The sequence below is a fragment of the Paraflavitalea sp. genome (assembly GCF_059502485.1).
The window spans coordinates 865,199-890,865 of record NZ_JCACET010000010.1 but is presented as its reverse complement, the minus strand read 5'-3'; the positions used below and the strand labels follow the sequence as shown (position 1 = coordinate 890,865).

Genomic DNA, 25,667 nt, shown 5'->3' with positions numbered 1-25,667 from the left:
TTCTTTATTTTAAGCCCGGAAAACTGTCATCATGGACAAGCGAGGATTATTACTTATTGCTACAAATCTGCTTTTACTGGCAATTTTCATATACCGTATAAGAAGGAAAAAAAGAATCCCCAACCTGGTATTGATGATGGTGGTTATCTTTTTCTTCCTGTCCATTATCGAGTTTTCATACCGGTTATTTTTTAGTGGAGCAGCTTATGAAACAGGCGATTGCAGTAAAGATTTTTTCAGGTACGACAGCAGCCTGGGTTATGTGATGAATAAAACCGGTAGTTGTATCGCCCGTAAAATTACCAGGAAAGGGGATACTGTTTACCAGGCTACTTACACCATATTGCCGGGAGTCGATACTGGCAAACGACCTGTTAACCGCCGTATCAGTTTTATGGATACCGGGCATGCACGGAAAGTGGTATTTCTCGGTTGTAGTTTCACTTTTGGTCAGGGATTGGATGATAGCGCCAGTCTTCCCTGGCAACTGGGTAAAATGAATAATATGCATACTGTAAACCTGGGTACTACAGGATATGGTATTCACCAGGTATACCAGTTGTTCAAAGAACAATTTGATACTACCAGCAACCATCAGCAGATTTTTGTCTATTCTTTTTTATATGATCATATTTTACGGGCGAATGGCTTGTACGATTGGAACCTGCAGGGGCCCTTATTCAGGATGTCAGGAGATTCCCTGGTGAATACCGGACCAATGATCAATCAGGTCGATATTGCAAAGCAGCGGTATATTCATTACGCCTCGTTATTGGGCACTTTTAGCTTTCTGAAGGATATGCTGGGCAGGGTAGAAGTGAATGCACGGGTGCGTAAGTTGACTCAAGCTGATTACGACAAATGCTTTCAAATGATCCGAAAGATGGCGGAAGCCATTCGGCGTACTGGTGGGCAACTGATAGTGGTCAATTGGGACAATGATAACTGGGCCAACCTGGAAATAAAAGGGTTGCCTGTTGATATGATCAATAAGAAGTTAAACGATCTGGCTGCTGCGGATGTGCAATTGGTGAATGTATCTTCAATTCTTGACTATAATGATAGCCGTAATTTTATTGCCCGGGACGGACATCCTGCTGCTATAGCCAACATAGCTATCGCGCGGCATATCGCACGTATTATAAACCAGCAGCAGTGATCAATTCTGTGCGTCATGAAAAATGATCCCCAGCGTGTGGCGGCGGCCAGTATGTACTTCACTTACGCCATGTTTCATATTGACGCGGTAGTAACCTTTGCTGCCTTTCACAGGGCGAAAATTGGTAGTGAATACCAGGAAATCGCCTTTGCGCGGCTTTAATACAATGGCTTTGGATTGTGCCCGGGGCACTTGCTGGGTAAGCACAAACTCGCCACCGGTATAATCTTCTCCCGGTTCGTTCAGGAAAAGCACCAATTGAATGGGGAAGAACAGCTCCCCATATAAATCCTGGTGCAAGGTATTGTGTCCGCCTTTGCCATATTGGAGTATCAATACGGTAGGATGAATTTGTCCTTCCTTACGACAGAGCGCCTGCATAGCCGCATGGGTGGGCGGGTATTGACGATCGATACCCAGTGCTTTCATCCAGGTATTGGCTACGTTGACCAGTTTTGCGTAGACCGTTTGCCGGATATCCTGCAGCAGACCGGGGAGGGGATATTTGAAGTATTTGTATTCGCCCAGGCCAAAACGATACCGCTCCATGACGATCGTCTTACGGTAGTGGGTGGCTTCGTTGTATTGTTCAATGAGTTGATTGCATTCCGTTTCTTTCAATACGCCGGGCAGTAGGGCATAACCAGTATTGTGAAGTTGTTCTTCGGCTGCTGTCCAGTCCTGTGCATCGATCCTGTTGATAATGTTTTCCATGTTTGCAAAGCTATCAGCGGTCGATAGCCCGGCAAACCTGATTCTTGCGGAATCATCAGTTACATCTTATCAACCTATTAACCCATCAACTTTTTTTCTTTTTGGAAGCTTTGGCCGTTTTGTTGAAGCTCAGTGCCAGTTTTATCCACCAGCCGAGTTGCTTGTTGGTAGTCAATACATCCTTATCTACAAACACGTATCCTTTCATGACCTTGCCGGTAAAGTCCATCGGTGTACAGCCCTCTTTTTCAAGGGCTTCTTCGTACACATCGGGGCCAATGCGCAGCATAAGTCTTTCCTGCTCTACGCCCACGCACATTTTATCGTTGACCATAAAGCAGAGCCCGCCAAACATTTTCTTTTCTTCCACTTTTTTTTCAGTGGCGGCGATCATTTCCCGTACGCGGTCGGCCAGTAGTTCGTCGAATGCCATATGAGCGGATTAGCGTTTTAAGTAGATGGTTGAGACACTAAAAGTAAGTAATTAAGTGGACGGTAGGGGTAGCAGGGGTGTAGCAAAGGGCTATGTCTTTGATGTAGCGTTCATTGGAATTGTTTAACCATAACAGTTCCAGCGTTTGTGCCATCACTTTTCCATAATCCAACATTGTTTGCACGGTCAGTGGCTGTAAAAAATAATGTATTACCTATGACTTTAAACTGTCCAGGGTTTGAGCTTGCTCCGGCATTTGTGTTAATATCTTTGACCATAACCGTTCCTGCGTAAGTGCCATCGCTTTTCCATAATTCAGTGCCATTCCTTCCGTCATTGGCAGTAAAAAATAATGTATTCCCTACAAATGTAAATTGGCTGGGATTTGAGCTTGTTCCGGCAGTTGTATTAATATCTTTGACCATAACAGTTCCCTTGTAAGTGCCATCACTTTTCCATAGTTCAACTCCGTGTGTGCGATCTTCGGCTGTTAAGAAAAAGCTTTGTGAATTTGCAGTGCTAGTAAAAAGCATACTGCCCAATAAAAATAGTATTGTTTTCATTTTATTGCCGTCAGTGATTATAAGTGCTGACTCCGCACTGGTTTTGTTTGTCTACGTTGTGTTGAATTTTCTGCTTACTCCGGACTTGTTTTTGCAAGCTATCTTTCTTTGATAATCGGCGTCACCGTTTTTTCACCCATTCTGAAACATGCCCATAAACTATTGAAGTTTATAAGATGTAAATCTCCGGGCCCGGTAATAGCTGCGGTGGCAATTGTGAATAATCGTGTTTTCACGAAATATCGTGAAAGATTGCTGTGTCTTTGGGGCGGGTAGCGGTCTGCATATACGCGAAAACAGCTCCATATTAATTTCTTCAAACGCTTTACGGTAGTCATTTTTAAGGGAATAAGCTAATTCAAATCCCTGCATTCGCTGCGTTCCTTTTGGACTGGGTACACCTTTTGGACTACTCCTGGGCTATTATCAATCGCTTTTATCTATCAGGCCTGTAAAAGGCTGTAATTTTTAAACTCAGTATTATGAAAAAGGTTGTTTTTAGTCTCGTGTTATTGACTGCATTCGGATTTGGTACAAAAGCTCAACATCAGGAACATGCTGATAAGGAAGTCACAGCTCATCCTCCTAAAGTCCTTTTTACAAAGCAACTCCCTGCCAACCTCCGTAAAGATCAGGTCGAGGTAGTTTTCGTGCGGTATGCTCCGGGTGAAGTATCTAAGGCGCACAGACATCCGATGGCCACTGTTGGATACGTGCTGGAAGGCTCCATAGAGTCCACATTTGAGGGTGTAAAAAGGGTCTATAAACAGGGGGAAGTTTTCTGGGAAGAACCAGGAGGCCTTCACAATCAGACCAGGAATCTGAGCAAGACAAAGGAAGCGGTGTTGGTGGTTTTCTTCGTGGGAGCTACAGGAAGCCCTGTGCTCATTCCGGAGAAGGCCAAAGAGTAGATCCTGCAGGCTAACCTGTGATAACGCTTCTTAAGAAAGTACCTTAAATCAACCAACATGAAACGGCTTATAGGGGCGACGGCTGCCGCCTTATTTTTCTTCACGGGTTACGGCCAGTACGTTCCCGGGGGAAAGATCGTAGCCCCGGATAAGATATCCGGATTGCTCGACCGCTTGTCGTTGAATCTTTCCAGCAATGAGCGGGCGGCTACGTTACTGGACCTGGGTTATGGATACCTGTATAAGCGGGGGGAAACCCCAAACGATCTGGACAGCGGTATGGTATTTTCCACGCAACTGACCGAACTGGCTGCTCGTACAGGAAATACCTTCTATAAGCAGGAGGGGCTATTGCTGACGGTGCTGTTGCGCATGGAGCAGAAAGATTTTGCCGCTTCCGAAAAGCTACTGCTTGCTATGAATGATACTACCCGGCAAAGAGCGCTTCTTAGTCTGGCCGGCTTTTGTAGTTTAGCTGCTTCATTAGCCAATCCGGAAGAACGGGGTATGCTCGACACGGCAGCGCACTACGCAGAAGCTGCTTTATCGTTGGCGATAAAAACCAGGTATTATATAAAGTGGACAGTGGTCGCGGTGGAAATTATTGCTAACCACTACAGGGCCCGCCATCTTATTCCCATTGCAGAAAAATATTACCTGCTGACGCTACAATGCACCGATGTAAATGGCTACCCTTCTATAGCTCAGGTGTATAGCAGATTGAGTATCGTATATACCACAGAAGGCAACTTTTACAAAGCCATGGATTATGGTATACGGGCCGAAAAAGCGTTAACGCCGAAAAGTACAGACGCTGATGTGGCGCATGTTTATAATTGTTTGGGAGGTCTCAATGCGGTGCAGGAGCGGCCTGAAAAAGTGTTATTCTATTACGGCAAGCTATTGAAGGAGCCTTTGCGATACAGGGATTTGCTACAGTTTTACGGAGTGGTGGCCACGTACTGTGCGAATCTGCAGAAGCTTAACCGGTTGCATGAAGTGTTGCCGTATATGAGCAAGATGCAAGCCGTAGTTCCGCCGACAAGCAATATGGATCATTATTTTGCGAACCTTGCTTTGGGGCGTTGTTACCGGGAATTGAGGGACTTTGCCGCTTCGGAAAAATGTTTCCTGGAGGGCATAAAATACGCGGAAGCAGGCCGTATATCAACCGGCGCCATCAACTATCACCTGGGATTGCTATACTACCAGTTTGATCAATTTGAGAAAGCCGTTATCGTGTTTAAGGTGGCGGAAAAGAAAATGAGTGTTGAAAATAGTCCATTGATCGCTATGAATAGCCTGGCGCTGGCAAAGGCAGAAGCAGCGTTTGGTAATCATGAAAATGCCTACAGATCGCTACTGAATAGTAAAAGATTATCTGATTCGATTTTTACGGTGGGTAAGGCGCGGCTGACAGACGAACTGGAAACACAATACCAAACGAGTAAAAAAGAGGCAGAGCTCCGCTCAAAAGAGGAGAATATATTCGTGCTGAATAACAATGCCGAACGGATGGAACAGGAGGCGACAATCCGGGAAGCAAAGCTGAAAGAAGCATCGCTGATCGGTCAGCGGAATGAAATAGCCTTGCAACTGAAAGCGAAAGAGTTTGAGATACTTCAGAAAAATTCGTTGGAACAACAGGCAGCCATTGATCAGGCTAAAGCGAGGAAAAAGCTTACTTTTCTCATTATAGGGTTGCTATCGGCCATCGTGGCATTGTTGTGCTGGTTGTTCTGGTCCAAACTCAGGTCAAACAAAGTGATCTCCGATAAAAATAGTTTGCTGCAACAGCTCGTGAAAGACAAAAGCTGGCTATTGAAGGAGATGCACCACCGGGTGAAGAACAACCTGCATACGATCGTGAGCCTGCTCGAAACGCAATCCATCTATTTGCAGGATGATGCGCTGCAGGCGATCCAGCATTCGCAGTCGCGTATATTTTCCATGTCGCTGATCCATCAGCAACTTTACCAGTCGGATGATTGCAAGACGATCGATATGGCAACCTACGTGCCTGAGCTGGTCGGTTCCCTGAAAGAGAGCTTTAGCCTGTATAGGACTTTCCAAATGCAACTGGACATCGATTCTATGGCATTCAATGTAGATGAAGCCGTGTGTCTGGGGCTCATCATTAACGAAGCAGTGACCAATTCCATGAAATATGCTTTCGATGCTGGTCAACGGGGGGAGATCTATATCCGGCTCAAAGCAACCCGGTATGATGAGTTCGAGCTGGTATTGGCTGATAATGGGAGAGGGCTGCAAAAGGATTTCGACCATGAAAAAACTGGTTCACTGGGCTTCCAGCTCATCAGGGGATTGAGTGAACAATTGCAGGCTTCTCTCGCTATCGTCAATGATAATGGATTAAAGATCATCGTTTCCGGCATCTCCGCTTACCGAACCAATAGGGTAAAGGAGATGGAAAATGAGTTGAAGCAGCATTGGGCGATGTGACATTCAACAGATCATCAACAACCTGTTCTGTCCGGATTTTTCCTTTGGTGCACGGTGAAGGCAAGGAGGGACCTGGCTTTCAGGATGGTCAACCGCCAGCCTCCATAGGTGACCAAGGCCCAGACTTACTGGACGTGCATCAGGTTCAGCCTGATAGTGCAAATCAAAGAAATGTTCACTTAAGAAAGATTCAAAACCTTCATCTGCTCCACGATATAGTTTTTTGAGTTCCTCACGTATTTCCGGAATAAGTACTTTCTTTTTGCCTTTTGAATTGGGCAATATTTCACTCGAATCGCCATAGTAGGTGCATAAAAAGGTATCGGTTGGTATAGGAGATCGATCTACATGAAAAGAATAAACATCGGTTGGGAAAAACGGGTAGGTATCATCCTGGTCATAGTGTTTGATCACATTAAGGATTGGCGACGCGCCATGCGCTTCCAATAGCTTAAAGTCATTTAAAAGAATTTCACGGGCAAGTTGTCCTTGTTCACTCAACTGAAGTGCACAAAGCTCTTCTTTTTCAATGGTCGTTATATTTCCGCTTAGTTCTACCTTTTTAACGATCTCAGAAAAATCACCTGTTAGTCTACGCGTCCAACAAATGGCATTAACTATTCCATTAAATGATATAGAAACAAGGTCTTGAAAATTCGTGACACAGTGAATTTGATGCTCAGCATTCGATAGATCTATCATAACCGCTAATATAAGATCAAATATTGCCCGATTCCAGATTTGTTTTACAGATCTTCATCGCCTGTTCAAGCATGCCCTGAAAATCAGGCAACACATGTGCCTCGATAATTTGCTTTGCTTCTTCGTTCCTGGGCGTAATTACGTATTTCCAGCCAATCGTTACTTTCCCATCTTCAATGGGTATAAAGACCCAGGCTCCTTCTACTTTCTCTATCAGGTTGCTGAGACCTTCTGCCGTAAAGTTTTCTATTCTGTATGAGAAATAATTGGGATAATCAACATGCAGCATGCTTTCCAGGGCTGAATTGCCATCTGCAAATGTTACTGTACGGGAAAGACCTGCTTTGATCCAATACTCCTGTTCGTTTGTTTTTACAATCGACGGGATGTTGCTATATCCTGGGAAAATGGTTGGCAATGATACCGGTTGGATGTAATCAAACGCACTCTTGATGGGTACATGTATGGTTTCAATTACGCTGGCGGTTGGCATTGAGAGCTGACTTCTTTGAGATTGTTTATTTATGTTCATGATTGCTGATTATATAGTTATAAAAATTACCCTATTGGCAGATTCATAAGCTTTGAAAAGGTGATAGGATTTGCATACTCGAATATGCTTACTATACTCCTGTCTTCAATGTCAAACCTAAATACATAAACATTTTCATAGGGTGCATTGCCATCAGCCTTGATCAGGTTGCCATGTGTTTCCAAAAAAATGCGTTTACCATCTGCACTAACGGTGAAAACAGGTTCTTTCCACTTAATCTGGGAAAACAGGGCGCATGCTCCCTTAAAATATTCCGTTACTTTTTCTTTGCTATCAAATAAATACCATGGAGTGGGATCTCCTGTTGGTGACAAAGGAATTTTGACCTGGGTCTTATCATTAAATAATGCTGCAACGGCAGCAATGTCTCTTTGCTCAAGTGCGGCCAGGAACTTTTTTACGATGCTTAAACTTTCTTCCTGAAGACTTTTTTCCATTTCATTGTTTTTTATCTACTCCTTCATTAGAGTAGAATACAAAGTTGATGGATAGTATTTTCATATTATTTGCCATTTGGCAAAAAGTAAATTGGTATAAGAAATCTTCAGGAAAAGAGCCAGGAATGGAAGGGCGGTTCAGGATCACAGGTCTGGAGAATTTTGCCTATCTTTCAATATAGCAGCAAGTGCAAAGAATAATTGTGTGTTTTTTGCCAAATGGCAAATTTTAATAGCATTTTTTAAAAGACCTTGCAGCAATGAAAGAGTTAATAGACTATCTGCTTTTGTTCGGGCAGTTGAATCAGCAGCAAATTGAATTGATACAAAACAAGGCAAAAGAAGTTGAACTAAAAAAGAACGATTATTTTTCGGAGGCGGGAAAAATCGCTAAACAATGGGCTTTCATTGTTGAAGGTATTTTCAGGGTTTGCTATTACAATAACAAAGGGGAAGAAATTACAAGGTATTTTATTGATGAAAATAACTTTGCTGTTGACCTGAATAGCTATAATAATAAAATACCCTCTTCAGAATATGTTCAGGCAATTACAGACTGTAGACTGGTGATTTTTTCGGCAGAAGCCATGAACGAGCTTTCTTTGACAATTGTTGGCTGGGATAAAATAATTAACCAGATTACATCTAAGGCATTAATTGAAAAGGTCAACCGCATAAGTCCCATGATGGCGGAAGATGCAAAATCCCGTTATCTTGGTTTCCTTGAAAAGTTTCCACAGCTTGCCAACAGGATACCGCTGGCATTGCTTGCTTCTTATTTAGGTGTAACACAATCTTCATTAAGCAGGATCAGAAAAGATATCAGGTAATAACAATCATACAACCCTTCAGAACCAACGCTCCGAAAGGTTGTATATTATAATAATCACTACTTACGGGTTATTTCTACAGCGCCATATTGCCCTTTGTCGCCGTATTTTTTAGTGGCTTCTTTGCTATCTAAAGTGGCCAGTTTGTAATCGCTGTCAGCGAGTTTTACTTTTTGTCCTACGGTAATCTGTTGCCCATCCACAATGAGTAACTGTACTTTGCCCAGTAATGTGAAGGAGCCATTTCCGTGAAAACGCTGATCCTTGAAATTAACGCGGACTTGTCCTTCAAAATATACTTCTTTGTTTTTGTCCGACCAATTAAGGGAGGAAGCGCGAAAGGTGCCACTTGTTTGTCGAACGGTATGGGGTGCTTCTGTTACATTCGATGGGGGATTGACAACTGGGGTATCTGCCGAAGGCTTTGCCTCCACCTGACTGTATGTTTCAATGGGAGGTTTCATTGAATCGTTCGCAGTAACCTCGTTTGATAGGCCCACTGATAACAGTAATGCCAGGGCCAGGGAATCTAATGTCTTCATTGGCTTTTGTTTTAAGTTTGTTTGTACAATGACGCTATCTTCCCGGATGGTGGCAATTGCAGGTTGAAAAGGAGTAATATTTTTTTCAGCAGTGTCTGAGACGGTATTTTTTACTACCGGTGTCTTTTGTGCAAGCTTTTCTGTTTTATTGGCAACCAATGCAATGATGAGCATGATCGATAGGACGGACGATATAGCTATGATATTGGCGGTAGATCTTAAAAATGAATGGTGTCTAAATATAGGCTGATTACTGAATTGGATCGACTCCAGCGATAAGGGCTTTTGGGAATGAAGTGAAAAATCGCTAAAAGTATCGCGAAACATTGAGTCCATGTTTTCATTTGGACCACCAATCAGCAGGAGGATCAGGGCTTTTCTTTGCGCTGGTTCGTTAGGATCTTCCTTTATCTTTTGGGTAAGTAATTGTTGTAGCTTCCTGCGGGCTCTTGCAAGGTGTGACTTTGATGTACCCTCACTTATTCCGAGCGTTGATCCAATTTGTGCATGGGTCAATTCCTCAAACACATATAGGTTAAAAACCAATCGATGGTGTTCAGGCAATTGGTCAATAACCTCCATCAATTCGGCGGCAGTAAATCTTTCCGCTTTGATGGCGGGCATATTTTCTTCTATTGGATGCAGTGACATAAGATCTGGCATCACATCCACTACGTGTGGATCTTTTTTTCGATCTCTTAAATGTTGCAGCGTATGGTTTACAACGATACGCCGTAACCATGCTTCAAACTGGCCCTCGCCCTTAAATGTCCCCGACTTGTCTATAGCTTTCAGAAATGCATCATGTACCAGATCTTCCGAAAGCTGGTGGTTCCTGGTGTAGCGGTAGCAAATACCAATCAACCTGCCAATATTGCTTTGATAGGCCTTTTCCCAAAACTCTTTTGTTGATGCTGTCAATTTCTGTTTTGTTTTTACAATGAAGCAAAAGATCATATGATCTTACCAGCATATGACGCATTATGGGTAAATGGTGGCAGTTATTTAAAGATGAAATTTTAGATCATTTCTAAGTCCCTGAATATCATTTATAATCAGTTCCATACTTCTTCAGGTTTATTATTCCCCATATAGCAAGAACCAGCTCTAACACCAGCCCTGTTAGAAAATATTTGCCTGGAACGCCGTCTGAAGCCAGGCTAACTAACCTGCCAAGCGCCAGCCCTCCCATAAAAGTAATATTGGTAATGGTGGCCGTGGTCCATAACCGGGGTTTAACAATGCCCATAATCCAAACCGCGGACATGGTCAGGTATAAACCCATCATAGCCCTGAAAATATTTGCCAGGTTGATATTGTCTACTTTAAAGTCAAACAGCCAGGGCAGCATCCTTTGCGGGTATACACCATACGCCAGTGCAACGGGAATGATAACAAGTATGGAGACGGTCAAATGCAGGTTCTTTGAAGCGGGGCGTGTCAATGATTGTTCTTTTTGATATTAAAATAATGGAGAGATAATACAGTTATCCTGCGGTATTGTGTCCCAGTTTCTTCCGGGCAGTTTCAACTTTGATCTCCACCATCACCGAATCTGCTACGTACACACGCACCTTCCCCAATGTGCGGTACAAAGTATCTATAGTTACCTCATCGCCTGCCTTCACCGCCACCAGCAAACTATCGACCCGTCCGGCAATGACCCGGTATGCCCGGAATGATTCTGTTGCCTTTGTGTTCCAGCCGATATATTGTTTAACGGGCCGGATGTTTTTAACCTCAAACGTTTCCGTATCGATCTCTACCGGGTAGTCAAATTCCAGGTTTTCTACTACTTCATCACGGCCAGCTATATTACCCCTTAGTTTTGAATCTTCCCGATGAAGCTCAATGCCCTCTTCCCGGGTATCATCAATCGAAAAAAAATGCTGGAACTTGCCGTTCCGGAATCCAACAAACGAATTGGTGTAGTAGATATCTGTTGATGGCGTAACGATTTGTACAATGAGATCTTCTGACTGAAAGTGTTCAGTCATGTCCCGGAGAATGTATTTGCATCTTGAACAGCCTCCAAGGCTTTCAAGTTCAGCCTCGAGTGTATCAGATGTTCCAGTCTTTTCATTCACGTATATGAAATAATTCGAGGAAGCATGATATTGACATTCCTCATCTACCTTTCCATTCACTACAGCAAACCGGGAGGTCAGTAAGATTACCTGATCTTTTATTTTTAGCCGTGCGTGTTCGACGTATTTCACTGGATAGCCAGGCTCATCTACATAATTGGCTGTATCTTTTGAAGTAATTTTGGTCGTATCTTCCTGTGTCGTAACAGAAGTACTGTTTTTGCAAGAAAAAATGAGAAGGATAATAATAGGGAAAGCTAACTGGCAGGGTTTCATAGATTACCAAAGTACGATATGTTTCCAGAATTTCAAACAAGCATTAAGTGGGCGCTAACGAACCAACCATTACAAGACTGTCTATGCCTAAAATACTTCACTTTTTATATCTCTTTTATATTACGAGTAGTATTTATGCTTGTGCTACAGTGCGAGGTAATGTAAAGAATACAAGCGATGCAGACAAGTTTACCACTGCTGCGCCTCAGGTAGAAACCAGTCTGGTCGATGTAGATCTGCCAACGCCTCAGTTGATGACTATATACAGGGACTCCCTGTTGCTGGTGGTAAATAACCTGAACCGTAACCCACACCATGTACGGGTATTCGATATTGGTCAAAAAAAAGCAGTTAATAATATCCTGCCTGCAAGCCAAAGGAGAGGAGGGACCCTGGCATTTATGTCCTTTGGTATTTCCGACAGTTTGGTATGGGTATTCGATGTAGGCAAAAATGGCTTCATTGTAGCCAATATAGATACGGTATTAAAAGGTAATGCAGGTATAGACTACTATTCGGAATATCGTATCACTCCGCAGGTTTTTTATTATGATGCTATGCTTTTAAATCGAAACGAGGCATTGCTCAGTGGTAATTATGATACAGATGGAAAGCTCGTGTATATTAATTTTTTAGATAGTACACGTAATAAGCAACTCCTGTCTTACGAGCAGGATACCAATATTGGTTCGTCGAGGGTCAATAAAATGTCATATGAGAGCTTTATGCTGTTAAAGCCGGATAAGACAAAACTCTTGCTGGCTTGCCGGTATTCCGATCAATTAGAGCTGTTGGATATTGGCAATGGAAAGCATAAGAAGATCAAGGGACCGGTAGGTTTTTTGCCGAAACTCGCACCTTTCGAAAATAACGCAGGGGTAACGGAAGCCACACCAGGCCGGGAAACGCAGTACGGTTTCCTGAAGGGGCACGTTACCACCAACTATTTCTACTTGCTGTTTTCCGGTTATTCCTTTCAATCGTTCCACCGGTTTTACGGCAATAGAATATTCGTGTATGATTGGGAAGGGAATCCTGTCAAAGAAATTAACTTAAAGAATGACATCGTCGATTTTTCGGTTTCATCTGACGATAAGACCCTTTATACGCTAAACCCCCAGACAAAAGTGATCAGCTCTTCTGCATTGAAGTGGTGACCGCTTCTACAACTTTTGCTACAACCAGCCTGAAGGTTTACTTTCGCGCAGTATGGATATTTATACTACCCCCGGGGCTGTTACCATTACCTGTCATAAGCGAACGATGCCTTACCTCGAACAGGAGGTAAAGGAGCTTGGCTTTGACATCATAGAAACTTTTGTTACCGGCGTAAAGCTAAAAGCAACCGTCAATGAGTGTATCAGGCTCAACCTGAACCTCCGTTGCGCCAGCCAGGTGTTGTATAGTCTTCAATCATTTGAGGCCCGTAATGCTGACGAGGTCTACAAGACTTTGCTTCACTATCCCTGGGAAGACATCTTGCCCGATGGCGGTTATTTTTCCATTACCAGCAATGTCAGCAACGACAGCATCAATAATAACATGTATGCCAACCTGCGTGTAAAAGACGCCATCGTCGACAGGCTGCGCGACAAAAAAGGAATACGCCCCTCCACCGGCTCTGCTTTGACTGGCGCTGTGATACATTTATTTTGGAAAGAGGATAAGGCCGAAGTGTTTGTCGATACCTCGGGCGATTCACTGGCCCGTCATGGATACCGCAAAATACCCGGTCAGGCGCCAATGCTGGAATCGCTGGCAGCCTGCACCATTTATGCTACCCGTTGGGACAGGGTAAGCCCTTTCGTAAATCCTATGTGTGGTTCCGGTACTATTGCGATCGAAGCAGCCATGATCGCGACCAACCGCAGGCCGGGCCTGTTCAGGACCAACTATGCTTTTATGCACCTGCAGGGCTATGATGAGCAGGTATATTTTCAAGAGGATGCCCGGCTGGAAGAGCAGATCAAAGAAGTGCCCGGTCTTCGTATCATCGCTACCGATTACAGCGCCAGGGCCATCGAGAATGCCCGTAAGAATGCAGTGGCTGCCGGTGTTGCCAACCTGATAGAATTTGACGTTTGTGATTTTGCTGCCACAGAAGTGCCGCAAAATGTGCCCGGTATCTTTTATGTGAATCCTGAATACGGAGAGCGGCTGGGTGAAATAGCGGAGCTGGAAAAAACATACAGCCGTATTGGCGACTTCATGAAACAAAAATGTGGCGGTTATTTCGGCTATGTATTTACCGGAAACCTTGACCTTGCCAAGAAGATTGGCCTGAAAGCTACAAGGCGTATAGAGTTTTATACCAGTATTATCGACTGCCGCCTGTTAGAATATGAATTGTACAGCGGCACCCGCTCGGAATCAAAAGTAGTGACTTCTTAAGGGCGTTCACAACTTCCTATAGCCTCCCTTATATAATTGTTCCTTAGAAAGAGACCTTACAATTCGGCAGGGCTTGCCTGATCCGTTCCTGTTCCGCTGCACCAATACGATTGCCTGCCAATCCTAATTGTTTAAGATTTACCAGGTTGTCAATGTCGGCAGGCAGTACCTGCAGGTCACAGCCATATAAATACAGGTTTTCGAGGTTTACCAGTTTAGTGACAGGGTTCACATTCGTCAGCGCAGGATTGTCTGAAAGATCAAGTGTCTTCAGCTTCGACAGATAGGCCAGTTCCTGGGGAATGGTACGCAGGTCGTTGGCTTTTAGTTCCAGTAATTGTAGTTGTTGCAGATTCGATATTTCGGCAGGAATTTCACGGATCATCCAACAGTTGGCATTGTTATTTCCCGCACTGCGATTACAGCCACCGCCGTTCACGGTAAGCCTGCGTAGGGTGGGGATCTGGAAAATGCTGTCCGGGATCTTGTCGCTTTTGAGTTGCCTGGTAGAGGTCACGTAAGCCGTTGTAGATAGGGACGTTTCTTCGTTACTTACTTTACTGGCAGGATTACAGGCCGCTGCTATCAGTAATGCCGCCATCAAAAAATGCCGCATAGGTGTCGGAGTTTTCATTTGTATAATGCTGTTTGGGCTGCCAAATGTACCACTTGTATTTGTCAGGCTGTTATATATCTTTATGTCCGAATCCATATATATGAAAAACATCGCCTATCTGTCCCTGATACTATGCTCGCTGAAAAGTACTGCACAGTCTCCTATTTATCCCTATTCTGATGGTCATCGTTGGGGATTGACCAATGCCAATCTTGAAATAATTGCCAAACCGCAATTCGACACTACGGTGTTTTTTGACAAAGAATCTTATGGCATCGCCATTAAAGATAAAAGATATGGTGCCATTGGCCGCGATGGGAAGATCCTGACCAATTTTACATACGATAAATTGTATGCCTACCGGGAAGGGTTTGGCCAGGGATATGCAAAAAGCAATGGATTTACCAAAGAAGGGTACACCAAATTCGTTATACTCGATCTCAAGACCGGCAAGGTAATATCACAAGAACCCTATAACCAACTCTGGCATTATTGTGGCTGCCCTGAAAAGATATTCATTGTTCAAAAAGATACACAGACGATTTTCATTAGTGGCATTACCGGCAAACAAATAGGAAAAGGCATTTACCAGGGTATTGCCGAGTTTCTGCCGCAACAGTACGAAGGATACACGACCAAGGCAGTGGTAAAAACAAATGGCAAATTTGGCGTGCTCGACGCAAAAACCAACACCTGGGTCGTTCCTGCCCAATACGATGAGATCGTGCAAACCTTTCGCTACAATAAAATAGCTATTGCTTTAACGGCTAAGGGAGTAAAGACATATCTCGACTATAATGGCAAACCCATACCCCCACCAAAGGCCCAGGCAGGTAGTAAAGAACAAGCAGGAGCTGGTATCGCCAACGTAGAGGCGACAAATGACCGGGATCAGGGGTTGAATCCGAAAGACCTGTATGTGTATAACATGGGAGGTGGCAACTGGAAGCTGAGCATTGAGACCCGTGGTTCCGGAGGCACCAAAGTGCACCAGACTTTTGAAGTGAAAGGCTATGCAGACGTCGAAAAGGTATCGTTCTACGATGAGGTGAATAAGATACCCGCTCTTATAAAAGCGGTAAAAGATGGGAAGGCCGGTATCATTGGTCTTAAAGGAGAAGTGCTGGTCCCGTTTATATACGATAATATCGGAGAGTTAAATGTTCATTCCTTTTTCCTGGAAACAACGCTGAACAATAAGATAGGCGTTTTGCGAAGGGATCTTACAGAGCTCAGTAAGCCGGTACTGAAGCAGGTATTGGCCGAAGAGCAGCGTCTTAAAGCATGGTACGTAGAAATGCCCAATGGCTATCGTGGATATATGGACAAAGAAACGGGTAAGATCTTTATTCCCGGAGCCGAATAATTGTATTGGCGTTTTTATCTGGTTCCCGAAAAACAAGGCAGTACATCTTCTTTGAAATAGGGTTCCTGATCTACCCAAAACATATACTTTACCCTTAGAAAGTCTTTTGCAAACCCATGCAATAAGGGGACGATGTTTTTCCGTGATTTGCCTCCTTTGACGCCGTCTTCCTCGTAATCTGCGTCGGCGCCGGTTTTACCGATATAATTGCCGTCTTGTACGGCAATACCAATGGGAACGGTATAGCGTCCTTCATGCATCATAGCCAGCGCGTGGTTGAGTTGTGCCTTTCTTGTCACCATCAAGTCCGGGCCACCAAGCCCCACACCAATTTCTTCACCATATTGGTATATGCTGCGCAGGTATCCTTTGTCTTCCCAGGGAAGCCATTCTCCGGGTATAAAATTGGCGTATATCATAGTGGCAGAAGACGGAAAAGCCTTTTTCAGGGCAAGCATGTTTTCTTTTAATCCATTGAGGTAACCTTGTTCAGAAAAGCTCGCGTCTGTCTTAGGATTTACGCCAATGGCTGTTTCCTGCAGGTTGATGCCTTCTATTTTTCCATCAAATGCTGCCCCCAACGCCTGGAGCAACAAGGCAAATCGTTCTCTTACTTTTTTATTCCAACGTTTTGCTACCCATCCTTCGGCTTTTCCTTTATCGTTGTATTGTAATGTAGCGCCGCCATTATATTCATCCGTTAATAAATAGTCGGGTATTGCTTTGTATGTTGGATTGAAGGTGACGTCTTGTAACTGGATGAATATTCTTTTGCCGTATTTTTTAAGGTATTCGTAATCCTGCTTTAAAATGGAAAAGTCATATTCGCCTTTTTGTAGCTCAAAGTCTCTCCAGGAATACATGATCTGAGCACCTTTAAACATGGGATGCAAAAGCAATGGGTGATCAATGATCTTTTCTCTATCCCGTGAGAAATAAACAAAGTGTTGAATGCTGTCTTGGGGGATTGGGCAAGTAGCGCTTAGGTATTTTTTATAGGCGTCCGCGTATCTTTCACTTTTGTTTTGTGCTTTCTGTGCAGTGAGGGATGTCCATAATCCAATGAATAAAAAGATGACAATTGCTTCTTTAGTGGTGGTTGATTTTCGAAACATGTATATATTTATGTTTTCCTTTCAAAGAAAAGCGCTGGTAAGATAATCCTTATTTCTTGTGTAGCTCCTTCTTTCAACCAATAGATAATGAAGTTCACCCTGGCACTCTTTAATGTATAATTTTTTGTTTTCAAATCTTCAATTTGTGTAATGAATGATTTTGAAAATTTTAGAACCGGTTGCCCTTTCGAATTCAAGCATTCGTCTCCTTCCAAAATCAAGGTGTCCCCACTCGAAAGCTGAGTAATGAGATGCTGCTTGTTGATGAAGTAATCCAGCCAGACATCTCCATGACTTGGGTGCATCGCGATTTCGTTGGGTGGCTGATACAATTCCCAATCCTCCGTTCGATCCAGGTTTTCTACTGAGAACTCATCGAAATAGCCTGCATTTGAATGAATTGTCAAATTCTGTTTTGCTCTCGTCATGGCAACATATAAAAGACGCTTTTCTTCATCGGTAGCAGTATTGACATTTTCAAGCATTAGAAAGACATTGTCAAACTCTTTTCCTTTAGCTTTATGGATTGTTGAAACGAAAATAGTTTCTCCGTTCTCATTAAAAAAGTCTTCCAGCCTGGATTCACGGATGAAAACCTCTAAATCTGATTTGTATTTTTTCTTCGTATTGGTAGATTCAAAATCTCTGATCAGGTTCATGCAAATTTCTAAATTGGTGCTGGCCTGAAACCTGTTTATTAACGCTCGCTTTGCATTTTCCCAAACTTCATCACTGATTACAAAGACATCCTCGGCCCCGTTCAATAGGCTTAAAAAGTATCTGACTTCCAGTAGATTAAAGAGGCTGAATCCATCATTTGTTTGAATCAATTTTGCCTGGATACCATTTTTCAATAGAAGACCTGTAATGCGAAGAGCTTCTGTATTCGTCTTCGTGAGCACACAAGTTGTTCCGATAAGGTCGGTTGTGATAATGTCGTTCACCAATGGTGTAATAAGATTATTGCTTTGATAACGGACCAGCCTGATATATCCATTGCTTGTTTGATGGGAAATGATTGGGGTCTCTTTCAGCCGGTTGCTAATACGTGCTACAAACTGGTTGGTAAAATTAACGAGGTTGCTCTTGCTCCTGTAGTTTTCAACCAATTCATGTTTGGTAGCTTTGTTCGCTTGGATAAACTGTTCAAGGTATTTTGAGCTTGCTCCTCTGAATTCATAAATATTCTGATCATCATCTCCAACTGCAATCACTCTCATTTCCTCATTCTGTTCCATTAGCGCATTTATTAAGGCAAATTCATCTTCATCCATGTCCTGCGCCTCATCTATTACCAACACAGTTTTTGTGATCCGGCTTGCTTCCACCTCCTTGTTTTTAATCTTTTCTATTGTCTTTTTTAGTATTGCATCTGATTTGTCGATGCTTCCAACTTTCCCAAGCAAATCAAAGCAATAGGAGTGAAAAGTTTTTATCTCGATGTAGTTGGCGGCGTTCCCAATAAGCTTTAATAAGCGTTTCTTAAACTCTGTCGCTGCTGCTCTTGAAAAAGTGACCATGAGTAGTTGCTCATGTTTTACGTCTTCCATCAAGAGCAGTGAAGCGAGTTTGTGGACCAGTACCCTTGTTTTACCACTTCCAGGGCCTGCTGCAACCACGATGTATTTTGATTCGTTGTCTTTGATTATTTTTAGTTGTGTTGGAGAAAGTTCTCCGAAAAGTTGTCTGAACTTAGCGGGGGTCAGGTTTTGTTTTATCTCATTTTGGCGGGCCCCTTTGAAGTATTTGTTAAGAAATGATGTATAATTAAGTTGAAAGTAATCTTCAGCAAACTGCAACGCATCCTGGTAGTCTGTAATCATCTTTTTGGCGTACTCTCCGACAATGTGGATTTGCTGAACCTTATTTTCGTAGAATTGATTTAACTTTTGGTAATCTTCCACTTTGTACCGTTTCTTATTGTCCTGTTCGAGCCGTTCGATAGTCAGCCGGTTATAGGAAACAAGAAATCCCCCTTCAATTTTTATTGCTTCGATCCTCGATAAGTAAAATAGCGCATCTTCAATATCATCGATGCTTACGTTCGATTTGAATAGGTTTGGGCTCTGTTCATATGATTCTTTTAATTCGTGTACTGAAAACTCAACCAGGACTTCTTCTTTCGTGGCGTCGTTCTCAGAAGGGTTTGAATTACTCTTCTTGTAAAGAAGTTCGACTATAAACTTTGCCAACTCGTGTCGTCTTTCTAACCTTTTTTTCAGTATTTCTCTCGGATGCAGACAAATGACTGCGAGGTGGTTCTTAGAGTATTCCAGGTTCTGCCGTTTGATCCAGTTTTTTATAGACCAGAAGTTGATGGTGGTTTTAATCTTCTTAATATCTACCTCTTCGCAACCTTTAATTTCTGCGTCTTCGTTCAGCTCCTTGATGTGAAATGTTTTTTCCTGTTCTTCAAATATAGTAAGCAGGTAATTTTCAATCTTGCTGAAAATTTCAACGATATTAAGAGAACGGTTTTTGTTTTCTCCTTTTTTTATAAAGGCAGTAAGATCCTTGGCATCCGCAAGAATTTTTTCCTCACGCAGGAGGTTTACTATGTTTATCACTTCCCCTTTCACAATTCCTAAATGATCACTAATGTAATCGATCCTTGACTCAGCAGTCTCATCTTCTGACTGCTTCCTGCTTTTACTGGAAAAAAGTTTCTTAATGATCCTGATCCCTTTTTCTTTTTGCTTTTCTTCAAACCTTGACGAGGCATTTATTTTGTCAATAGCTTCCTGTGCATTTCTGGATAGAATGCTGTTTGCAAAAATGTTGGGCATGTTTTGTCCACGTCTCAAATATCCGGCTTCTTCTAAAGCTGCAATGGCTGTTGTTACTCTTGTTTCAATTTCTACCACATTGTCATCCCAGCCAGCCTTTCTCGCAATTTCCAAGGCTGAGTTCGAAACAGTTGAACGAAATCTTGTAATTTCTTTTATCGCTTTCCAAACCTGTTGAATTTCTTTGATGGAAAGCTTAGTTTGATTCAGTAATATGAAATGTTTGCTAAGATCTTCTTCGTTGAATAGTACAAAACAGTCAGCCATCATATTTTCATCTCGCCCGGCTCTGCCTGCTTCCTGAATATAGTTTTCGAGGGAATCTGATATCTCATAGTGGATCACCATCCCAATATCCTTTTTGTCAACTCCCATCCCAAAAGCAGAAGTGGCAACCATAATCGGAATTTCTCCTTTTATAAAAGCATTTTGGTTGGCAATTTTTTCTTTTGCCTCCATTTTTCCATGATATGGATTTGCTATAAAGCCATCTTTTGTTAACCTGTCTGCCAGCGAGAAGGCTTTTTTCGTTCTTGATACATAGATAATAGTCGGGCAATCTTTTTCTTCAATCAAGTCTCTTACTGCCTGATATTTTTCATCTTCATTTCCTTTTTCATAAACTTTATAGCGAAGGTTTGTTCTTGATGATTTTGAGGCCAATACTTCAAGGTCCAGCGATAATTTTTCCTTGAAATAGTCCCGGATATCTTCTATTACTTTTTGCTTTGCTGTTGCAGTAAAGCATGAGACTGGAATTCCATCTTCCAGATTTTTCTTTTTCTGGATCGATTTAATAAAATCGCCGATGTACAAATAATCGACCCTGAAATCCTGGCCCCAGGAGGAAAAACAGTGGGCCTCGTCGATTACGAAACGAGCGATTTTCCTTCCTAAGAGTAACCGTTCAATAGTTCTTGAGCGCAATGCTTCCGGCGAGATATAGAGAATGGTTGCCGATCCATCTTCCACCCTTTCAAAGGATTTGGCTCTTTCAATTGGATCAAGTAATCCATTTATGGTCACAGCTTCGGTGATCCCATTATTTTCAAGGTTGTCTACCTGGTCTTTCATCAATGATTGGAGTGGGGAGATGACTACCGTCAATGCTTTTGAGCTTTCGCCACTCATTAAAGCAGGCACCTGAAAAGTGATTGACTTACCACCACCTGTCGGAAAAACTGCGAGTATTGATTTATTGTGAACAGCGGCCCTAACTGCTTTTTCTTGCAGTGCTTCGGATCCATAAGTTCTGAATTTGTCGAATCCAAAAAAACGCTTCAATCCTTTGTGCACGTCCAACGCATCGTTGCAATATACACAGCCAGTTATACAAGGATTATTCCTCAGCCGGAACAGTATGCGTTCAACTTCAGGATAGTTTTTCAACACCCAGCGTGGAGTGATGGAATGTATTTTGTTGTGTTGGATAAAGGAATTAATGAGGGATAAACAATATGCCAATTCCACCGGTTGCTCCGTGATTATTTTCGAAATGTCGACTTGTTCACATATTTCATTTTTGAAGTTCGTTCGAATCAGGCTTTCAAGTTCAATGCTCTGTCCAGTGTATTCAATAAAACGAAAAAAGGCATTAAACTCCTTTTTGTTGTTTAATAACGAATAAAAAATTTGTTGAATCGTTTCATCTTGTTGTTTGAAAGCAGCTACTTCATCATAGAATAGATCCTTTGCCTTGATTGAATCATTCAATGGATTATTAGCTTCTTCTGATTGAAGTTTATCGTCCTTTAATAAAGCGTGATATGGCTTGGTGGGGAATAGGAGCGGGGAAAGAAATAACGTATCAATGATATTGGCAGAATCGATCCCTGCGTCATTAAATACCTTACCAATATACTTTATGTCGTGGTTGAAAATATTATGTCCGCAGATAAATTGCGTTCCATTAAGAAACTGAACAAATTCGATTAGTGAATTTTTGTGAAAAGAACTTCCACTATCCTTAACACTTCCAATGTCAAGAATCGTTCGGCTTTTTGGCTCAATCTCGGTATCAACAAAAGCAATCGAATTCATTTTTGAATAGCTGGCCGCCAATTCTCTAATATACACAAGTTGTTGAATACCAAAATGGTTTAATTAACAGGCTTCGTCATTGATAGAGTTTAAAGTGATATAAGTTGCTGATTTTCAATTAAATTACTTGATCGATGAGAAGCCATGTTCTTTGTTTTCACTTACTGGCTTCCGTTCAAATATACCCGAATCGGTTTACTGCTTTACTTCAGGCACTTTATAAGTTGCCATGGCATTGATGTCGGTAGGGCGGGTTGTTTTTAATTGTTTGAGAAATGCAGTACCGGCATCTCCGTAGGCTCGTTTGCTGTAGCTTATTAGCTGCACGCCTTTGGCGCCTGCTTTATCTTTCAATTTTACATAGCGGTATACGTTCCATTCCACAATGCCGACGGCTCCTGTGCCCTGGCTGATCACGAAGTCCAGCATGTACTCGCCTGTAGTAGGGTTTTGAATCACTGAATAGTTGGTGGTCTGATCTGTTTTCTTTCGCTGGTCCAGTTCTGCTGTTTTGGATTTGACGAGGTCGGCCAGGGTAAAGTCGCCGGTAGCCACTTCCAGTAAGATCATGCTGGTGTATTTATCACTTGTTTGGCCGGCCGGCAGGTATTCCTGCTTATAATAGGTGGCACTGGGATGTGAGCTCCAGGAAAGGCTATAAGAACCTTTGTTGAATGCGAGCGGACCGGGCACACTGAGATAATCTTTGACCTTTGGGCTATCGCCGGTTGTAAATGCTGCTAACAGAGTGATGGACATGGCACTGAAGAGAGTTAATGATTTCATGGTGATGCTATTGAGACTCAAAAGTGCATCAAATGATGCCTGTAGGCAAGAATGAGTTAGTAAATGGGAGGATTTATTGGGCGAATTGCGGGTTACTGCTTTTTTTCTACACTTTATTAGGTATTGTCTACCATTTACTATGTTTCATTATGCCGGCCGCTGTTTAGTTATCATATTTGTTTCCTCAATAACTATTTAAACCCTTGTATGAAAAAGACTATTATCCTTTTGCAGCAGAAAATAGCCGCCAAAGCCGGTAAACTGATCCTTGCTGTCTATAATCTTTACACTGCTGTGTTTGTCAGAAAAGATGATTTTGTGCCGCCTCACACACCGGTACAGCAACGGGAAATCATCCTGGTGAGGAAAACCGGTAAGGGATACAGGGCGCTGACCGATGCTGTTGTATTGAGCTAAGTCAAATAGTCCTTCTTTTTTACCTGTATACATCCTTTAAACTCCTCATCATTTATACAACTTTGTCAGGCCGGTTTTTTTGGTTAAATTTCATAAAACAATAGGTGAAGGTCAGGTTTTACACGCCCCATATGCTATTACAGGAATTTATTAACTGTATTATGATCGTGCATGTAGAAGCGGACAAGCATAGTGCTCCCATCCTTTGTCCTTATCCGCCAACACCGCAGAACTCTTTATTCTTTTATATCAATGACCCCATCAGTGTTCAAAAAGAAGGAGGCACTCACTTTTTATTGCAGCCACGGAGCGTCATTGTGGGGCCGCAACTGACCAAGGTTACCCTCGACATCAATAAAAACCATAAAGCCGTCCGGGTAGGCTTTCATCCGGGAGGTCTGTACCGGCTGTTGGGAATACCCATGATTGAAATGGTGGATGAAAGCTATGATGCAACCGATATTTTTGGTAATGAATTGAAGGAGGTAAATGACAGGTTGCAGGAAGCCCAATCTTTTGATGAAATTCATGGCGTCATTGAAACTTTCCTACTCCAAAAAATGAAGGTGTTGAAAAAGGCTTTGCCTTTCGATATGGCCATGCTGGAATTGTTACGCTTAGATGGCAATGTGGCGATTGAACGGATAGCTTCCATGGCCTGTCTTAGCCTCCGGCAATTTGAGCGGGTATGTAAAGACCGGATCGGCTTGCCGCCTAAATTGTATGCCCGGCTCACCCGTTTCTCAAAAGCCTACCGGTTACGGGAAAATCTTCCTGCTATCAGTTGGACCAGCATCGCTTATGAATGCGGTTATTTTGACCAGATGCATATGATCCGCGACTTTAAAACGTTTGCGGGCGTGGCGCCAGGTATTATTGAAAAAGAGCTGGAGAAAACGCCGGTCCGTTTTCAGGCCGATCTGCGTTTATAATGTCGTTTTTGTACTATTTGACTTTAGCATATGCGGCGAGCTTTGTGTTATAAATCAAAGCTATGCTAAAGTCGATTCTTCAACTGTTATTAATTGCCGGGAGCCTGATTCAACAGGCAAGGGCCCAGTCTTTCGAACAACTTCCCAACTTAAAAGATCATACTGCCAGGGTTTATTACAGCGCTGGCCATGAACAGCGCGCTAATTTTATTGCCCGGCATATAGATAAAGCGATGGCGTATTATACAGGAATGCTGGAGTTCAAACCTGTAGTGACAGTACTTATCTTAGATACCGCAGATTGGAGAAAGTATACCACTATGGGCGCAGTGTATGGCATGCCGCATTACAATAATGCCAGCAAAACACTGTTTGTGGCCAGTCAGGATAATCCATTCTGGAAAAGCTTCCTGCCTCCGTTGGACCAATTGCCGCAACCATTACGCGATAAAATCCAGGCAGTGTATAAAAACAGTAAAGGAGAGTTGAGCATGCAGCCTTTTTTCGACTTGCTGGCTGTTCATGAGCTGGGACATGCTTTTCATAATCAGGCTGGGATTATTATGCAGCGCCCATGGATGGGAGAGTTGTTTGTCAATCTATTATTGCATACCTACATCGCAGAAAATGAGCCGGCATTACTGCCTGCGCTAACCATTTTTCCGCAGATGGTTATAGCTGCCGGGGCCAGGGAATTTAAATATACCAGCTTGCGGGATATTGAAGAACGATATGAAGAGATTGCCCGGTTCCATCCCAAAAACTACGGGTGGTATCAATGTCGCTGGCATTCCGCTGCTGCTGATATCTATAATGCAGGAGGAAAGCAGGTGGGCGGCATTTTATGGAATGCGCTTAAAAGCAAGAAAGAAAAGCTTACCGATGAGGAATTTGCAACCTTTCTTTCTTCGTTGGCAGATAAAAGTGTGCTCGATATGATGAAAAACTGGGATAAGCGTACCATTAATCCTTAGGGTGTTTGTTTGTCAGCGGTTAAGTTCTAAATACTGCCTGGCACTATCCGAAGCGGCAATTAATCCACCTGCCAGCATGATCACATCTTTGATAACCAGTCTGCCGGACCCGGACAGGTAAGGAAATCCGTGGTTGGGGCCACCAAGGTTGGGTACGTACGTCTCGGGGGTAGTGATCAGGAAAGAGAGCGTCACCAAAGACATGATGGCAGTAAGCAATCCTCCTACCATACCAACGGAAGCAAACCATATTCCGGCGAGGGTCAATAGGCCTATTACAAAAATAACTGCTCCGAGGGCATAGGCAAACACATAAGTGCCATTATGTTTATGGTATTCAATATTAGCGGGTACCACTTCGCCTTCCTTATTCATATGCTTTTTATAATCTGCCGGGTCACGGTAGAAGAAACGCATCAAAGGGCTATTTGCCACAAAAGGGACGATGCCATCTGCTTCATATTGAAAAGCCTTCAACGCTCCGATCCAGGTCATCACAATAAAAATAGCGATGCGCAGGAAGTTCACCAGCGTTACTTCACTGCCTGCCAAAAACGCTGCAATAGGTTTCATA

At 42.8% G+C, this 25,667-nt stretch carries 24 protein-coding genes; 10 read left to right on the top strand and 14 right to left on the bottom strand.

Going from position 1 to position 25,667, the window contains the following annotated elements; all coding sequences use genetic code 11:
• Positions 1-31 precede the first annotated feature (31 nt).
• On the top strand, positions 32-1,159 hold the full coding sequence (locus tag AC5JBY_RS20925; RefSeq protein ID WP_495906601.1) for a hypothetical protein: 1,128 nt from the start codon (positions 32-34) through the stop codon (positions 1,157-1,159).
• On the opposite strand, the gene AC5JBY_RS20920 is transcribed toward AC5JBY_RS20925, so the two are convergent.
• The 3 genes from AC5JBY_RS20920 to AC5JBY_RS20910 form a co-directional block, all read right to left on the bottom strand.
• A complete protein-coding gene (locus AC5JBY_RS20920) occupies positions 1,160-1,873 on the bottom strand; it encodes a 2OG-Fe(II) oxygenase (RefSeq protein ID WP_495906600.1) in 714 nt (237 codons plus the stop codon).
• Between the two features lie 85 nt (positions 1,874-1,958).
• Positions 1,959-2,306 carry a TfoX/Sxy family protein gene (locus AC5JBY_RS20915; protein WP_495906599.1) on the bottom strand — a complete coding sequence of 116 codons (348 nt, stop codon included), beginning with the start codon at positions 2,304-2,306 and terminating at the stop codon, positions 1,959-1,961.
• Between the two features lie 110 nt (positions 2,307-2,416).
• Positions 2,417-2,869, bottom strand: a complete 453-nt coding sequence (locus AC5JBY_RS20910; RefSeq protein WP_495906598.1) for an ELWxxDGT repeat protein — start codon at positions 2,867-2,869, stop codon at positions 2,417-2,419.
• A 482-nt stretch (positions 2,870-3,351) separates the two neighbouring features.
• On the opposite strand from AC5JBY_RS20910, the gene AC5JBY_RS20905 reads away from it, so the two are divergent.
• Both AC5JBY_RS20905 and AC5JBY_RS20900 read left to right on the top strand, forming a co-directional pair.
• Entirely contained in the window at positions 3,352-3,780 is a 429-nt protein-coding gene (locus tag AC5JBY_RS20905) for a cupin domain-containing protein (RefSeq protein ID WP_495906597.1), read from the top strand.
• A 57-nt stretch (positions 3,781-3,837) separates the two neighbouring features.
• On the top strand, positions 3,838-6,243 hold the full coding sequence (locus AC5JBY_RS20900; RefSeq protein WP_495906596.1) for a histidine kinase dimerization/phosphoacceptor domain -containing protein: 2,406 nt from the start codon (positions 3,838-3,840) through the stop codon (positions 6,241-6,243).
• A 3-nt stretch (positions 6,244-6,246) separates the two neighbouring features.
• Here the strand turns inward: AC5JBY_RS20900 and AC5JBY_RS20895 are convergent, their stop codons facing one another.
• From AC5JBY_RS20895 to AC5JBY_RS20885, 3 genes are read right to left on the bottom strand one after another with little or no spacing between them, the layout of a single operon-like run.
• Complete coding sequence (locus tag AC5JBY_RS20895) at positions 6,247-6,945, bottom strand: hypothetical protein (RefSeq protein ID WP_495906595.1); 699 nt, start codon at positions 6,943-6,945, stop codon at positions 6,247-6,249.
• A 16-nt stretch (positions 6,946-6,961) separates the two neighbouring features.
• Entirely contained in the window at positions 6,962-7,477 is a 516-nt protein-coding gene (locus AC5JBY_RS20890; protein ID WP_495906594.1) for an SRPBCC family protein, read from the bottom strand.
• A 26-nt stretch (positions 7,478-7,503) separates the two neighbouring features.
• Positions 7,504-7,935 carry a nuclear transport factor 2 family protein gene (locus AC5JBY_RS20885; protein WP_495906593.1) on the bottom strand — a complete coding sequence of 144 codons (432 nt, stop codon included), beginning with the start codon at positions 7,933-7,935 and terminating at the stop codon, positions 7,504-7,506.
• 260 nt (positions 7,936-8,195) lie between these two features.
• Between AC5JBY_RS20885 and AC5JBY_RS20880 the strand changes: the two genes are divergently transcribed.
• On the top strand, positions 8,196-8,765 hold the full coding sequence (locus AC5JBY_RS20880) for a Crp/Fnr family transcriptional regulator (RefSeq protein ID WP_495906592.1): 570 nt from the start codon (positions 8,196-8,198) through the stop codon (positions 8,763-8,765).
• A gap of 59 nt (positions 8,766-8,824) precedes the next feature.
• Here the strand turns inward: AC5JBY_RS20880 and AC5JBY_RS20875 are convergent, their stop codons facing one another.
• The 3 genes from AC5JBY_RS20875 to AC5JBY_RS20865 form a co-directional block, all read right to left on the bottom strand.
• A complete protein-coding gene (locus AC5JBY_RS20875; protein WP_495906591.1) occupies positions 8,825-10,228 on the bottom strand; it encodes an RNA polymerase sigma factor in 1,404 nt (467 codons plus the stop codon).
• A gap of 124 nt (positions 10,229-10,352) precedes the next feature.
• Positions 10,353-10,721 carry a DUF4345 domain-containing protein gene (locus tag AC5JBY_RS20870; protein WP_495907970.1) on the bottom strand — a complete coding sequence of 123 codons (369 nt, stop codon included), beginning with the start codon at positions 10,719-10,721 and terminating at the stop codon, positions 10,353-10,355.
• 73 nt (positions 10,722-10,794) lie between these two features.
• The gene (locus AC5JBY_RS20865) at positions 10,795-11,670 is read right to left on the bottom strand and encodes a hypothetical protein (protein ID WP_495906590.1); all 876 of its coding nucleotides are present in this window, start codon (positions 11,668-11,670) and stop codon (positions 10,795-10,797) included.
• An 83-nt stretch (positions 11,671-11,753) separates the two neighbouring features.
• On the opposite strand from AC5JBY_RS20865, the gene AC5JBY_RS20860 reads away from it, so the two are divergent.
• Entirely contained in the window at positions 11,754-12,827 is a 1,074-nt protein-coding gene (locus tag AC5JBY_RS20860) for a BF3164 family lipoprotein (RefSeq protein WP_495906589.1), read from the top strand.
• Between the two features lie 52 nt (positions 12,828-12,879).
• Positions 12,880-14,061, top strand: coding sequence for a THUMP domain-containing class I SAM-dependent RNA methyltransferase (locus AC5JBY_RS20855; RefSeq protein WP_495906588.1), 1,182 nt, complete (start codon positions 12,880-12,882; stop codon positions 14,059-14,061).
• 43 nt (positions 14,062-14,104) lie between these two features.
• Here AC5JBY_RS20855 and AC5JBY_RS20850 read toward each other — a convergent pair whose 3' ends face one another.
• Complete coding sequence (locus AC5JBY_RS20850; RefSeq protein WP_495906587.1) at positions 14,105-14,677, bottom strand: leucine-rich repeat domain-containing protein; 573 nt, start codon at positions 14,675-14,677, stop codon at positions 14,105-14,107.
• Positions 14,678-14,777: 100 nt separating this feature from the next.
• On the opposite strand from AC5JBY_RS20850, the gene AC5JBY_RS20845 reads away from it, so the two are divergent.
• Positions 14,778-16,043 (top strand): WG repeat-containing protein, encoded by a 1,266-nt coding sequence (locus tag AC5JBY_RS20845; protein WP_495906586.1) that lies wholly within the window; start codon positions 14,778-14,780, stop codon positions 16,041-16,043.
• Between the two features lie 14 nt (positions 16,044-16,057).
• On the opposite strand, the gene AC5JBY_RS20840 is transcribed toward AC5JBY_RS20845, so the two are convergent.
• The 3 genes from AC5JBY_RS20840 to AC5JBY_RS20830 form a co-directional block, all read right to left on the bottom strand.
• A complete protein-coding gene (locus AC5JBY_RS20840) occupies positions 16,058-17,158 on the bottom strand; it encodes a hypothetical protein (RefSeq protein WP_495906585.1) in 1,101 nt (366 codons plus the stop codon).
• An 8-nt stretch (positions 17,159-17,166) separates the two neighbouring features.
• The gene (locus AC5JBY_RS20835) at positions 17,167-22,020 is read right to left on the bottom strand and encodes a RecQ family ATP-dependent DNA helicase (RefSeq protein WP_495906584.1); all 4,854 of its coding nucleotides are present in this window, start codon (positions 22,018-22,020) and stop codon (positions 17,167-17,169) included.
• 159 nt (positions 22,021-22,179) lie between these two features.
• Positions 22,180-22,770, bottom strand: coding sequence for an HI_0983 family protein (locus AC5JBY_RS20830; protein ID WP_495906583.1), 591 nt, complete (start codon positions 22,768-22,770; stop codon positions 22,180-22,182).
• A gap of 207 nt (positions 22,771-22,977) precedes the next feature.
• Here AC5JBY_RS20830 and AC5JBY_RS20825 point away from each other — a divergent pair, with 207 nt between their 5' ends.
• The 3 genes from AC5JBY_RS20825 to AC5JBY_RS20815 all read left to right on the top strand — a co-directional run bounded on the left by AC5JBY_RS20825 (position 22,978) and on the right by AC5JBY_RS20815 (position 25,093).
• On the top strand, positions 22,978-23,187 hold the full coding sequence (locus AC5JBY_RS20825) for a hypothetical protein (protein ID WP_495906582.1): 210 nt from the start codon (positions 22,978-22,980) through the stop codon (positions 23,185-23,187).
• Positions 23,188-23,291: 104 nt separating this feature from the next.
• Positions 23,292-24,119 carry a helix-turn-helix domain-containing protein gene (locus AC5JBY_RS20820; RefSeq protein ID WP_495906581.1) on the top strand — a complete coding sequence of 276 codons (828 nt, stop codon included), beginning with the start codon at positions 23,292-23,294 and terminating at the stop codon, positions 24,117-24,119.
• A gap of 62 nt (positions 24,120-24,181) precedes the next feature.
• Entirely contained in the window at positions 24,182-25,093 is a 912-nt protein-coding gene (locus AC5JBY_RS20815) for a hypothetical protein (RefSeq protein WP_495906580.1), read from the top strand.
• A 12-nt stretch (positions 25,094-25,105) separates the two neighbouring features.
• On the opposite strand, the gene AC5JBY_RS20810 is transcribed toward AC5JBY_RS20815, so the two are convergent.
• Positions 25,106-25,666: a DUF417 family protein gene (locus AC5JBY_RS20810; protein ID WP_495906579.1), complete on the bottom strand. Its 561-nt coding sequence runs from the start codon at positions 25,664-25,666 to the stop codon at positions 25,106-25,108.
• Position 25,667 lies beyond the last annotated feature (1 nt).